Source organism: Paraburkholderia sp. BL23I1N1, assembly GCF_003610295.1.
Lineage (GTDB): Bacteria > Pseudomonadota > Gammaproteobacteria > Burkholderiales > Burkholderiaceae > Paraburkholderia.
Genome location: NZ_RAPV01000001.1, coordinates 963,267 through 976,237, shown reverse-complemented (window position 1 = coordinate 976,237; position 12,971 = coordinate 963,267). Strand labels below are relative to the sequence as shown.

Below are 12,971 nucleotides of genomic sequence, written 5' to 3'. Positions count from 1 at the left end.
AAACGGATAAATGCAAAACGGGCCGGTGTGAAAACACACCGGCCCGCACTTTCTAATGGTCGCCTATCAGGCCGGCGCGGTCGCGCTGCCCGGCTTGACTTCGGTGCCCGGGCTACCGCCCGACGAAGCGTCGCTTGCCGACGGCGGCGAGCTCTTCGGCGAACGCGGCGGACGGCCTGCCATGATGTCGTTGATCTGATCGGCGTCGATCGTTTCCCACTCCATCAGCGCGGCGGTCATTGCTTCGACCTTGTCGCGGTTCTCGTCCAGCAGGCGCTTGGCGAGGTTGTACTGCTCGTCGAGCACGCGGCGGATTTCCGCGTCGACCTTCTGTTGCGTCGCTTCCGAAATGGTGCGCGTAAAGCCACGGCCAAACGGCGTTGCGTCGTTTTCGTCGTCGACGTAGACCATCGGTCCGAGCGCGTCCGTCATACCGAAGCGAGCCACCATGGCGCGGGCCGTAGCCGTTGCCTTGTTGAAGTCGTCCGATGCGCCGGTGCTGATCAGGTTCAAGAACAGCTCTTCCGCAACGCGGCCACCGAACAGGATCGCGAGGCGGTCCAGCAGGTAGTCCTTCGAATACGTTTCGTTGTCATGCTCCGGCAACTGCCACGTGACGCCCAGCGCACGGCCGCGCGGGATGATCGTGACCTTATGCACCGGATCGGCCTTCGGCAACAGCTTGGCGATGACCGCGTGACCCGACTCGTGATACGCCGTAGCACGCTTCGATTCTTCGCGAATCACGGCCGACTTGCGCTCCGGACCCATGAAAATCTTGTCTTTCGCGTCTTCGAAGTCGTTCATTTCAACGATGCGCTTGCCGCGGCGAGCCGCGAACAGGGCTGCTTCGTTGACCAGGTTCGCCAGATCGGCGCCCGAGAAGCCCGGCGTGCCACGTGCGATCACTGCTGCGTCGACGTCGTTCGAAATCGGCACCTTGCGCAGGTGAACCTTCATGATGTGTTCGCGGCCGCGGATGTCCGGCAGACCGACGTACACCTGACGGTCGAAACGGCCCGGACGCAGCAGCGCCTTGTCCAGTACGTCCGAACGGTTCGTGGCAGCGATCACGATCACGCCCGAGTTCGCTTCGAAGCCGTCCATCTCGACCAGCATCTGATTCAAGGTCTGTTCGCGTTCGTCGTTACCGCCGCCCATGCCGGCGCCACGATGGCGGCCGACCGCGTCAATTTCGTCGATGAACACGATACACGGCGCATGCTTCTTGGCCTGCTCGAACATGTCGCGCACACGGGCCGCACCGACACCCACGAACATTTCCACGAAGTCCGAACCCGAGATGCTGAAGAACGGCACCTTCGCCTCACCGGCGATAGCGCGCGCCAGCAGCGTCTTACCGGTTCCCGGCGGGCCGACCAGCAGCACGCCGCGCGGAATGCGCCCACCCAGTTTCTGGAACTTCTGCGGATCGCGCAGGAAATCGACCAGTTCGGAAACTTCTTCCTTCGCTTCGTCGCAACCCGCGACGTCGGTGAAATTGATTGCGTTGTTATTTTCGTCGATCAGACGTGCACGGGATTTACCGAACGAGAACGCACCGCCTTTCCCGCCTCCCTGCATCTGTCGCATCATGTAGAACCAGAAGCCGATGATCAGGATCGTCGGTCCGAGGTAGTACAGCGCGGACACCAGCGCATTCGGTTCGTCATCAGCCTTGCCGCTCACCTGAACGCCATACTTCATCAGATCGCCGACCATCCAGATGTCCCCGGGCGACACGATCTGGTACTTCTGGCCGTCTGCTGGAGTGACCGTGAGGTTCCGTCCCTGGACAATGACGTTCTTGACTTTGCCGTTCTTCGCGTCGTCCATGAACTGCGAATAGGAAACGCCTTCCTGGACACGGGGCTTGTCGAACTGCTTGAACACCGTAAACAGCACCAGTGCGATAACCAGCCACACTGCTGCTTTCGAAAACATATTGTTGTTCAAAGCACCACTCCTTCACTTAGACGGGCGCCTACATTTGCCTTGCGGCACCACGAAAGCATTCTAATCCAGTCCGCAGACCCCCGCCATAACGATTCACTACCACATAAATAGCGTAGCGGGCCGTCAGAGCGCCAATCTCCGGCGCCATGGCACATTATCGGCAGATGCGGAACCTTCCTGCAGCGCGCCTATGCGGGCCGCTTGAGATGCTTACCCAAAATAAACGTTTCTGACGATTTGTCCCGCGAAGCTTTTGGCTTGCGGGCCGCCACCACCTTGAACTGGCGCTTGAACTTTTCGACAATCTGGCTATAACCGCTGCCATGAAAACATTTGACTAAAAGGGCACCATCCGGCTTCAGGTGGTTTTGCGAGAATTCCATCGCGATATCGCACAGATGCTCGATTCGCGCGGCATCCGCCACCGCCACTCCCGACAGGTTGGGCGCCATATCCGAAATTACAAGATCAACCTGGCGTTCCCCGACTAATTCTTCGAGTTGCTCGAGAACCGAGTCTTCGCGGAAGTCGCCCTGAATGAAATGGACGTCGGCGATAGGCTCCATCGGCAGCATGTCCAGCGCGATGATCGTGCCGTCGATGCCGCCCTCGCGCTCGGCGTCGCGCTGCGAACCCTTGGCGAGCTTGTTGCGGGCGTACTGGCTCCAACTGCCCGGTACGGAGCCGAGGTCGACGATCACCTGACCCGGCCGGATGAGCTTGTCCTGCTCGTCGATTTCCTTCAGCTTGTAGGCTGCGCGGGCGCGATAGCCCTCCCGCTGCGCCATTTTGACGTACGGGTCGTTGATGTGATCATGCAACCACGCCGTGTTGAACTTGTTTTTTGCCATTGAAGGTGAACTCTTACTGCGAAATGTGGCGCTTTAGGGGATAATACGCGGTTAATTCGCGCGGCCACCGCCAAAACTGGCGGTCATCCGCGATTCTGTTGTTCTGACGCGCCGCCCTGCGCTATTGGCCGAATCTCTCGGAAATGCAGGTGCCGCCATTTTAGTCGAGTCTCCCACTTTCCATGCCAGCCCTTAAAGTCTCTTCCGACCAACGCGCCGAGTTGCGCTCCCAGGCACATGCGCTCAAACCGGTCGTGCTCGTCGGCGCCGAAGGCTTGACCGACGCTGTGCTGTCGGAAATCAAGGTCCACCTTGGCGCGCATCAACTGATCAAAATCCGTGTATTCGGCGACGAACGCGAAGAGCGCATCGCCATTTACGAACAGATCTGCGACACGCTGAACGCCGCGCCGATCCAGCATATCGGCAAGCTGCTGGTGATCTGGAAGCCGGAAGCGGCAGCGCAACCGGCTGTTAAGGCCAAGCGTGGCGCCCTGCCGAGCGCCCGCGAAGCGGCTGTCGAAGCCAAACCGGGTAAAGGCCGCGCACCGCGCGTGGTCACGGTGGTCAAACCCAGCGAAATTCCGATGCGCAAGCCGAAGGCAAAGGCAGTCGTGGTGCGCGGCAATGAACGCGTCACGCAAGGCGGCAACATCAAGCGCGCCAAGAAGCGCCAGACCAGCGCGAAACGCGCGCATCAGTCGTCGAAATAAGCGAATGATGAGGGGTGCGGGCGGCGTCCGCACCTTGGTATGAACGGCTCAGGCCGACTGGCCAACTTTGCCCAGAACATGCCGCTTGAGCGACGCTCGCTACAAGTGAACCCGCTCGAGCAAGCCGTAACCGTATCACTTAACCGGTTACCTTACTCGCTGCATTGCGAGCGCCCTGCTTCGCCGTCACGACGCCGACGCTCGCCGGCAGCTTCCACACCAGCGCCACACCCAGCAGGCTTTCAATCAGGTAAAACAGACTCGACACGCCGTGCAGAATGCCAAAGCGTGTCGCATAAGCCGAATGACCGACGTCGCTGCCCGCTTCCAGCGCGGCAATGCGCATGGCATTCATGAACGGCTGCAACGCAAAGTAGCCCACCAGCACGCACACCAGCATACCGGCGATCAACCAGCGCAAACGACGATAGACCTCACTGCCGCGGCGAACCAGCAGGTTCGCCAGAACCAGCAGCAAAATGCCGCACACCGCGCCCAGCACGCCCTCGATGCGAAACAGTTGCGCCGCCACAGCACCCGCTGTCGTGCGGTCGAGCGACGTAAACAACACCGGCGCGACGGCATAGCCGATAGTCAACAGACTACCGACCCACACTACCGTCAGCAGGCGGAACAGTCGATGCGGCATCAAGGACACCGGGGCCGCCTTCAAACGTAGCTAACCGCGATGATTTCGTACTCGCGGACGCCGCCCGGTGCCTGCACCGATGCAACGTCGCCTTCCGACTTGCCGATCAATGCGCGCGCGATCGGCGAGCTGATCGAGATCAGACCGTGGTCGATGTCCGCTTCGTCGTCGCCGACGATCTGGTATTTGACCTTGGCGCCCGAATCGAGGTCTTCAAGTTCGAGCGTTGCGCCGAACACCACGCGCCCGTCTGCTTCGACCGCCGCCGGGTCGATCACCTGCGCACCGGCCAGCTTCGATTCGATTTCGGCAATACGGCCTTCGATGAAGCCCTGCTTTTCCTTCGCCGCGTCGTATTCCGCGTTCTCCGACAGATCGCCCTGGGCACGCGCTTCCGCGATCGAATTGATCACCGAGGGACGCTCAACCGATTTCAGGCGCTGCAATTCATCGCGCAACATTTCCGCGCCGCGCTTAGTCAATGGAACAGTGCTCATAAACAACTCTATGCAAAAAATAGCCGTAAAAAAAATCACCGCGGTTAAGTGCATTCCGTGGGAGCTGACGTTCCGGGCAAAACCCGGGCCACAGCACCTGCGGAACGCCGCTTAACCGCGGCACTTACATCTTGGACAGGAAGTCGAAGCCTTAGTTTAGGCGAGCGTGGAGGCCTTGTAAATCATAGACTTCCAGGTTCTTCAAATAGCGCAAACCTTCAACTGCGGCCCGTGCGCCGGACATCGTCGTGTAGTACGTGACCTTGTTCGCCTGGGCGCTCATGCGGATCGAGCGCGAGTCGGCGATCGCCGCACGGGTTTCGTCGACGGTCGTGAAGACCAGCGCGATTTCGCCGTTCTTGATCATGTCGACGATGTGCGGACGGCCGTCTTTCACCTTGTTGACGACCTTGACCGGCACGCCGGCCGCTTCGATCGCGGCAGCCGTGCCCTTGGTCGCGACAATCGGGTAGCCGAGTTCGTGCAGCATGCGCGCGACTTCGACGGCCTTCGGCTTGTCAGCGTCCATCACGGTCAGCAGCACCGTGCCCGACTCCGGCAGACGCGAACCGGCCGCGAGTTGCGACTTGAACAACGCTTCGCCGAACGTCTGGCCCACGCCCATCACTTCACCGGTCGAACGCATTTCTGGTCCGAGCACCGGATCGACTGCCGGGAACTTGACGAACGGGAACACGGCTTCCTTCACGCTGAAGTACGGCGGATCGATTTCCTTCGTCACACCCTGATCAGCGAGCTTCTGGCCGACCATGGCGCGCGCTGCGATCTTCGCGAGCGGCAGGCTGGTCGCTTTCGACACGTACGGCACCGTGCGTGATGCACGCGGATTCACTTCCAGCACGTAGATTACGTCTTCTTTCGTGCCATCAGACTGCGGCACTTGTTGGATCGCGAACTGCACGTTCATCAGGCCGATCACGTTCAGTGCCTTGGCCATTGCACCGGTCTGACGCTTCAGTTCGGCAATGGTTTCTTTCGACAGGGAGTACGGCGGCAACGAGCAAGCCGAGTCGCCCGAATGGACGCCCGCCTGTTCGATGTGCTCCATCACGCCGCCGATGAACACGGCTTCGCCATCGGAGATGCAATCCACGTCGCACTCGATCGCGTCGTTGAGGAAGCGGTCGAGCAGCACCGGCGAATCGTTCGACACCTTCACGGCCTCGCGCATATAGCGCTCGAGGTCGCGCGGCTCGTGGACGATTTCCATGGCGCGGCCGCCCAGCACGTACGACGGACGCACCACCAGCGGATAGCCGATTTCCTCGGCGAGCTTCAGGGCTTCGTCTTCGGCACGCGCGGTACGGTTCGGCGGCTGACGCAGGCCGAGGTCTTGCAGCAGCTTCTGGAAACGCTCGCGGTCTTCGGCGGCGTCGATCATGTCCGGCGAAGTGCCGACGATCGGCACACCGTTCGCCTCCAGATCGAGCGCGAGCTTCAGCGGCGTTTGACCGCCGTACTGAACGATCACGCCGACCGGCTTTTCCTTGTCGACGATTTCGAGCACGTCTTCGAGCGTCAGCGATTCGAAGTACAGACGATCGGACGTGTCGTAGTCGGTCGAAACGGTTTCAGGGTTGCAGTTGACCATGATCGTTTCGTAGCCGTCTTCGCGCATGGCGAGCGCGGCGTGCACGCAGCAGTAGTCGAACTCGATACCCTGGCCGATCCGGTTCGGGCCGCCACCCAGCACCATGATCTTCTTGTTGTTCGTGGGGTTCGCTTCGCACTCTTCCTCGTAGGTCGAGTACATGTAGGCAGTTTTCGTGGCGAACTCGGCCGCGCACGTGTCGACGCGCTTGTAGACCGGGCGCACGTTCAACTCGATACGGCGCTGGCGCACCTCTGCCGGCTTCACGCCGAGCAGCTTGGCCAAACGGCGGTCCGAGAAGCCGCTTTGCTTCAGGTACTTGAGCTCTTCCTTCGACAGGCTCGCCAGCGTACGGCCGGCCAACGCCTTTTCCTTCAGAATGATCTGTTCGATCTGCGCGAGGAACCACGGGTCGATCGAGGTTTCTTCGAAGATTTCCTGTTGCGTCATGCCGATACGGAACGCGTCACCCACGTACCAGATGCGATCCGGACCGGCTTCGCCGATCTCGCGGATGATCTCGTCGCGGCTAGTGGTCTTTTCATCCAGACCGTCCACACCCACTTCCAGGCCGCGCAGCGCCTTCTGGAACGATTCCTCGAAGGTGCGGCCAATCGCCATTACTTCGCCGACCGACTTCATCTGCGTGGTCAGGCGCGAATCGGCTTCGCGGAATTTCTCGAACGCGAAACGCGGGATCTTGGTGACGACATAGTCGATCGTTGGTTCGAACGACGCCGGGGTCTGGCCGCCGGTGATTTCGTTCTTCAGCTCGTCGAGCGAGTAGCCGACCGCGAGCTTCGCCGCGATCTTGGCGATCGGAAAGCCCGTGGCTTTCGACGCCAATGCCGACGAGCGCGACACGCGCGGATTCATTTCGATCACGACCATCCGGCCATCGACCGGATTGATCGAGAACTGCACGTTCGACCCGCCCGTGTCCACACCGATCTCGCGCAGCACGGCGAGCGATGCGTTACGCAGGATCTGATATTCCTTGTCGGTCAGCGTTTGCGCCGGCGCGACGGTGATCGAGTCGCCGGTGTGGATGCCCATCGGGTCCAGGTTTTCGATCGAGCACACGATGATGCAGTTGTCCTTCTTATCGCGGACCACTTCCATCTCGTACTCTTTCCAGCCGAGCAGCGATTCTTCGATCAGCAGTTCGCGCGTGGGCGACAGATCGAGGCCGCGCTTGCAGATCTCTTCGAATTCGTCGCGGTTGTAGGCGATACCGCCGCCCGAACCACCCAGCGTGAACGACGGACGGATCACGACCGGATAGCCGCCGCTGCCCGTTTGCACAGCGATGTCGGCCTGCACCTGCAGTGCTTCTTCCATCGAATGCGCGGTGCCCGATTTGGCCGAACCGAGGCCGATCTTGGTCATCGCGTCTTTGAACTTCTGGCGGTCTTCCGCCTTGTCGATCGCCTCCGGCGAGGCGCCGATCAGCTCGACCTTGTACTTGTCCAGCACGCCATGCGCGTGGAGATCCAGCGCGCAATTCAGCGCGGTCTGGCCGCCCATGGTCGGCAGTATCGCGTCCGGGCGCTCCTTGGCGATGATGCGCTCCACCACTTCCCACGTGATCGGCTCGATGTAGGTCACGTCGGCCGTGTTCGGGTCGGTCATGATCGTCGCCGGATTGCTGTTGACGAGAATGACCTTGTAGCCTTCCTCACGCAGCGCCTTGCATGCCTGCGCGCCCGAGTAGTCGAACTCGCACGCCTGGCCGATGATGATCGGACCCGCGCCGATGATGAGGATGCTCTTGATATCTGTCCGCTTGGGCATAACGCTCTCGCTAATGTATTCCTGAATTCTTTCCGTCGGCGCGCGTCGTTTCACCGTTGCGCGCGCTCTGTTGTGTGCGGCTCGCCTTGCGTGCGCTGAGTGCGCCAATCGCGTTGCGAGCCGCGCGCCGCCGGGGCGCTTTCAAGCTATCGCTGCCGAAGCCTTTAAGCCGCTGCGGTCTTGCCGGCCTTCTTCGTGTCCATCAACGCCGTGAAGCGATCGAACAGATAGGCGATGTCGTGCGGACCGGGCGACGCTTCCGGGTGGCCCTGGAAGCAGAACGCCGGCTTGTCGGTCAGCGCGAAGCCTTGCAGCGTGCCGTCGAACAGCGAGATGTGCGTGACCTTGGCATTGGCCGGCAGCGTGTCGGCGTCGACCGCGAAACCGTGGTTCTGCGACGTGATGACCACACGGCCATCGTCCAGATCCTTCACCGGATGATTCGCGCCGTGGTGGCCCGTCTTCATCTTCATGGTCTTGGCGCCGACGGCGAGGCCCATGATCTGGTGGCCAAGGCAGATGCCGAAGGTTGGGATGCCGCGCTCGATCAACTCTTTGGTGGCGCGAATCGCGTAGTCGCACGGCTCCGGATCGCCGGGGCCGTTCGACAGGAAGATGCCGTCCGGATTGAGCGCCAGCGCGTCAGCCGCGGAGGCTTGTGCCGGCAGCACGGTGACGTGACAACCGCGCTCGGCCAGCATGCGCAGGATGTTGTACTTGACGCCGTAATCGAACGCGACCACGCGGTACTTCGGCGCGTTCTGCGTGCCGTAGCCGGAGCCCAGACGCCACTCGGTCTGGGTCCATTCATACGTTTCCTTCGTGGACACGACCTTCGCGAGGTCCATGCCCGACAAACCCGGGAACGAGCGCGCGAGTTCGATTGCCTTCGCCTCGTCATCCGAGCCGGCCAGAATGGCACCGTTCTGCGCGCCCTTGTCGCGCAGAACGCGCGTCAGCATACGGGTGTCGAGACCGGCGATGGCAACCACGCCTTCGTCTTTCAGGTATTGCGGGAGCGTGCGCTCCATGCGGAAGTTCGACGCGAGAACCGGCAGATCACGGATGATCAGGCCGGCGGCATGGACTTTCGTGGCTTCGACGTCTTCGGCATTCACGCCGACGTTGCCGATATGCGGATACGTGAGGGTCACGATCTGGCGCGCGTAGCTCGGGTCGGTCAGGATTTCCTGATAGCCGGTGATAGCGGTGTTGAACACGACTTCGCCGATCGTATGCCCGGGGGCGCCGATCGAGTAACCACGAAAGACCGTGCCGTCGGCGAGCGCGAGCAGAGCGGGAGAAAATGACGGCAACACGGGAGACTCCTTGGGGAACACCCTGTTGCCGACCTGTCTATCCGACTGCGAGCCGCAGCGAAACGCATCGGCAGGATGCGCGCGCAGACTCGCTCGCGTACTGCTTATGACGTCGCAAGGGGCCCGATGGGTCCATTGTGTGGACGGATCGGCTGGGGTGCGGGGCGTCAAAAGCGCGCGGCGGATGAACGGTATGGGAGAGGTAGGCGCTAGGGTGCGGGTTGATAAGCTCAAACCTTGGAATTATAGCGCGAAACACCCCTTCCCGCCAAATCCGAGCAGGGGAGTCAGCGGAGCGGAGCACGATCCAAAACGGATCCAAGCTTTGCTGCGCAAGGCTCCGAGGCCGCCGGACCCAATTTGCGCGGGCCAGAATCGGGATAGGGTCGGTAAATATGACGCCATCCCGTGCCCCCTGCTCGCCAGCCTTAAACCTGCTGTTCGGCGTGCACATGCAGCGGCTGATGCCGCGTGCGGCTGGGCAAGACGTACCAGATCGCGCTCAGCACCTGCAACCCCACCAGAATGCCCCAGGCAGTCAGATGCGCGGGCGCCGGATAGTGTCCGTCAGTGGCCGGCCAGCGCGACAGCACCGCGCCGACGCCAACCTGGAAGCCGAAAATCAGCAAAAAAATGATCAGCGTCAGCGTGGTATTCACCCGGCCGATCATCTGCGCCGGGAAATGCCGCGCCATCACCGCATAACTGAGAATCCCGGTACCGCCAAAGATCCCGTACGCCGCCCAAAGCAGGCTTGCAGGCAATGGCGCGCTGAACATGATCAGCAATTGCGTGACCACGAACAGCGCCATGCCGACACCGCAAAACACGTACAGCGAGATGCCGCGCCGCTCCAGGCTGCGCGCTGCCGCGCCGAAGCCCACGCAGCCAGCCATCATCGCGAAACCGAGAATCGACACCAGCGCGGCGGCTTCACGCGGCGCGAAGCCCTGCACGTCGCGCAACCAGGCGCCGACCCAAAGCGATTGCATCGCGTAGAACACGCCTTGCGTCAGCACTGAAAATGACGCGATTTTCCAGAACGCCGCGCTCCTCAGGATATGCAACGTGCCTTTGAACTGGGCGCCGATACTCGCTTGATGGTGGGTTTCCTTTGTCTCCGGCACCAGAGTCCACTGCGCCACCGCCACCAGCACCGTTAGCAGACCCAAGCCGATACAGACCGAACGCCAACTTGCGAAACTCAGCACCCACGTGAGCGGCGAGCCGACCATCACGCCGCCGAAACCGCCGATCGCCATCACCAGCCCGTTCATTAGCGGCAGCCGTGCCGATGCGAAATGCTGGGCCAACGCTTTGAAGGCGGCGCCGAGACACACGGACACACCGACGCCGATCAGCAGGCGCCCAACCATCATCATGCCGACGCTGCGCGCGGCGCCGAACACCCAGATTCCCAGCGCCGCAAATAGCAAGGTGACCGCCGTCACCCGGCGCGCGCCGAAGTGGTCGAGCAACACACCGGCCGGAATCTGCGCACCCGCGAAGCCGAGAAAATACAGACTGGTCAGCAATCCGAGATCCGTGGCCGACAAGCTGAGTTCGTGCGTGATGAAGGGTGCAAAACCGAGATTGACGCCGCGAAACACGTAAGAAACGAAGTAACCGACGGAAAACAGGAGAAAAACGCGCAACTGGGTTGACGACATGAGCTTTGAAATGAGCGGCCGACTTTGGCCTAAGCACGAAAGATAAATGAAAAGCGTGAACTTCGCCTGCATTGATCTGCAGAATGAAAAACGCCGTCACCAGAGGTGACGGCGTCGGAATAACACGGTGGGTGATCGGAGCGCAATTCATGCGCTGCCCCCGCAACGCATGTGGTCACTACCGTGGGAGCCGCTTTTTGGTCTACTTACCCTTCTTCGCGTTGGCCGCGGTCTTCTGGCGGCTATCCGCCGCAGCCTTCGACGACTTGCTGGACGTGGAAGCCGACACCTTTGTCACCTTGTCCTTGCTGGCGCTGGACGTTGTCGGCTTGCTGGCTTTACCCACCGGCTCGGACACTTTCACCACGGCGGAGTGGCCACGACCCTTTTTCTTATCGTAGCGCGAATCGCTCTTCGTGTCTGCGACGCGGGTGCCGATCTTCTCGACGCCGCCGCCCTGCACGTCGGTCGCGATGCGCTCGGGACCCGGTTCGCTCGGCATCGACTTGCCAACCGGCACGTGCAGCACGATCACCTGGCCACGCGAGACCTGATCGCGATGCGTGCGATTCCACGCCTTCAACTGACCGACCGAGACGCCGTAACGCACCGCGATGGCGGCCATCGATTGATTGCGGCGCACTCGGATCAGCATCTTGCGGGTGTCGGGGACATCGGGCTCCATCGCCAGCACCGCGCTTTCGGCGACGTCGGCGCTGATGTCTTCGTCGTCGTCCGAACCGCGCGGCACCACGATCGTCGAGCCCGGCTTCAGGCGCATGCCGACCGGAATCTTGTTCACTTCCATCAACGTGTCGGCGTCGACACCGATCTTTTGGGCGATCGCCGCCGGCGCCGCACGCTCGGTGACCGTGTACGTGGTCCACGACGACAGCGAACCGGAGTACGTCTTCAGATTGCGTTCGAACGCGCTCGCGTTGTCGAACGGCAGCAGAATTTGCGGCTGGGTGGCGCCGAGAATCACCGGCTTTCTGAACGACGGGTTCAGCGAGCGGAATTCATCCGTGGAAAGATTCGCGAGTTTCGCCGCCATGTCCACGTCGATGTCGTGCGAGGTCGTGACCGTGACGAAATACGGGTGGTTCGGAATCGACGGCAGCGTGAGCCCGTACATCTGCGGGTTCATCACGATATTCTTCACCGCCTGCAGCTTGGGCACGTAGTTGCGCGTCTCGTTCGGCATGCGCAGGCTGAGGTAGTCGGTAGGCAGCCCCGCCGCCTCGTTGCGCGCGATTGCGCGCTGCACGTTGCCCTCGCCCCAGTTGTAGGCGGCGAGCGCCAGCTGCCAGTCGCCGAACATGTCATGCAGACGCGACAGATAGTCGAGCGCGGCGCTGGTCGAGGCCAGCACGTCGCGGCGCTCGTCCTGCCACATGTTCTGCTTGAGGTTGTAGGTGCGGCCCGTGCCCGGCATGAACTGCCACATGCCGGCCGCCTTCGCCACCGACAAGGCCTGAGGGCTATACGCGGATTCGATGAACGGAAGCAAGGCGAGCTCGGTCGGCATGTGACGCGCTTCGAGCTCTTCGACGATGTGGTACAGATATTTCTGCGAGCGCTCGGTCATGCGCTGCACGTAGTCCGGGCGCTGCGCATACCAGTTGACCTGCATGTCGACGAGGTCGGTTTGCAGATCCGGCATTTGAAAACCACGGCGAATACGGCCCCAGAGATCGGCGTCCGCGCTCGTCAGTTGATTGACCGAGCCTTGGTCGACGTTGATCGTCTCTTTGGCGGTGGCTGTCTTGCGAAGGGCGTCGGCTACGGCTTGCTGACTGGCGGGGTTTGTTGCGGTGGTAGAGCTATTCGTCGCCGGTCCCTGACTCGCGCAAGCGGCGAGTGTCAGGACCAACAACGCACTAAAGATAAATCGCATGAACGTCTCGGCT

General features: G+C 61.4%; 9 protein-coding genes. 1 reads left to right on the top strand and 8 read right to left on the bottom strand.

Annotation, left to right across the window (positions count from 1 at the left end):
• Positions 1-66 precede the first annotated feature (66 nt).
• The gene (gene ftsH, locus B0G76_RS04690; protein ID WP_054036261.1) at positions 67-1,956 is read right to left on the bottom strand and encodes an ATP-dependent zinc metalloprotease FtsH; all 1,890 of its coding nucleotides are present in this window, start codon (positions 1,954-1,956) and stop codon (positions 67-69) included.
• 188 nt (positions 1,957-2,144) lie between these two features.
• A complete protein-coding gene (locus B0G76_RS04685) occupies positions 2,145-2,807 on the bottom strand; it encodes an RlmE family RNA methyltransferase (RefSeq protein ID WP_054036258.1) in 663 nt (220 codons plus the stop codon).
• Positions 2,808-2,989: 182 nt separating this feature from the next.
• Here B0G76_RS04685 and B0G76_RS04680 point away from each other — a divergent pair, with 182 nt between their 5' ends.
• The gene (locus B0G76_RS04680; protein WP_063496816.1) at positions 2,990-3,520 is read left to right on the top strand and encodes a YhbY family RNA-binding protein; all 531 of its coding nucleotides are present in this window, start codon (positions 2,990-2,992) and stop codon (positions 3,518-3,520) included.
• Between the two features lie 139 nt (positions 3,521-3,659).
• Here B0G76_RS04680 and B0G76_RS04675 read toward each other — a convergent pair whose 3' ends face one another.
• The 6 genes from B0G76_RS04675 to B0G76_RS04650 form a co-directional block, all read right to left on the bottom strand.
• A complete protein-coding gene (locus tag B0G76_RS04675; protein WP_120290477.1) occupies positions 3,660-4,169 on the bottom strand; it encodes a DUF4149 domain-containing protein in 510 nt (169 codons plus the stop codon).
• A 20-nt stretch (positions 4,170-4,189) separates the two neighbouring features.
• Positions 4,190-4,666, bottom strand: coding sequence for a transcription elongation factor GreA (gene greA, locus B0G76_RS04670; protein ID WP_054036257.1), 477 nt, complete (start codon positions 4,664-4,666; stop codon positions 4,190-4,192).
• A gap of 151 nt (positions 4,667-4,817) precedes the next feature.
• Positions 4,818-8,072, bottom strand: a complete 3,255-nt coding sequence (gene carB, locus B0G76_RS04665) for a carbamoyl-phosphate synthase large subunit (protein ID WP_120290475.1) — start codon at positions 8,070-8,072, stop codon at positions 4,818-4,820.
• A 164-nt stretch (positions 8,073-8,236) separates the two neighbouring features.
• A complete protein-coding gene (gene carA, locus B0G76_RS04660) occupies positions 8,237-9,391 on the bottom strand; it encodes a glutamine-hydrolyzing carbamoyl-phosphate synthase small subunit (RefSeq protein WP_120290473.1) in 1,155 nt (384 codons plus the stop codon).
• A 428-nt stretch (positions 9,392-9,819) separates the two neighbouring features.
• Positions 9,820-11,061: a nitrate/nitrite transporter gene (locus B0G76_RS04655; protein ID WP_120296202.1), complete on the bottom strand. Its 1,242-nt coding sequence runs from the start codon at positions 11,059-11,061 to the stop codon at positions 9,820-9,822.
• Positions 11,062-11,263: 202 nt separating this feature from the next.
• Entirely contained in the window at positions 11,264-12,958 is a 1,695-nt protein-coding gene (locus tag B0G76_RS04650; protein WP_120290471.1) for a transglycosylase SLT domain-containing protein, read from the bottom strand.
• Between the last annotated feature and the right edge of the window lie 13 nt (positions 12,959-12,971).

Coding starts and splice junctions, on each gene's coding strand:
- B0G76_RS04685 (WP_054036258.1), bottom strand. CDS start 2,807: ATGGCAAAAAACAAGTTCAACACGGCGTGGTTGCATGATCACATCAAC.
- B0G76_RS04680 (WP_063496816.1), top strand. CDS start 2,990: ATGCCAGCCCTTAAAGTCTCTTCCGACCAACGCGCCGAGTTGCGCTCC.
- B0G76_RS04675 (WP_120290477.1), bottom strand. CDS start 4,169: ATGCCGCATCGACTGTTCCGCCTGCTGACGGTAGTGTGGGTCGGTAGT.
- greA (WP_054036257.1), bottom strand. CDS start 4,666: ATGAGCACTGTTCCATTGACTAAGCGCGGCGCGGAAATGTTGCGCGAT.
- carB (WP_120290475.1), bottom strand. CDS start 8,072: ATGCCCAAGCGGACAGATATCAAGAGCATCCTCATCATCGGCGCGGGT.
- B0G76_RS04655 (WP_120296202.1), bottom strand. CDS start 11,061: ATGTCGTCAACCCAGTTGCGCGTTTTTCTCCTGTTTTCCGTCGGTTAC.
- B0G76_RS04650 (WP_120290471.1), bottom strand. CDS start 12,958: ATGCGATTTATCTTTAGTGCGTTGTTGGTCCTGACACTCGCCGCTTGC.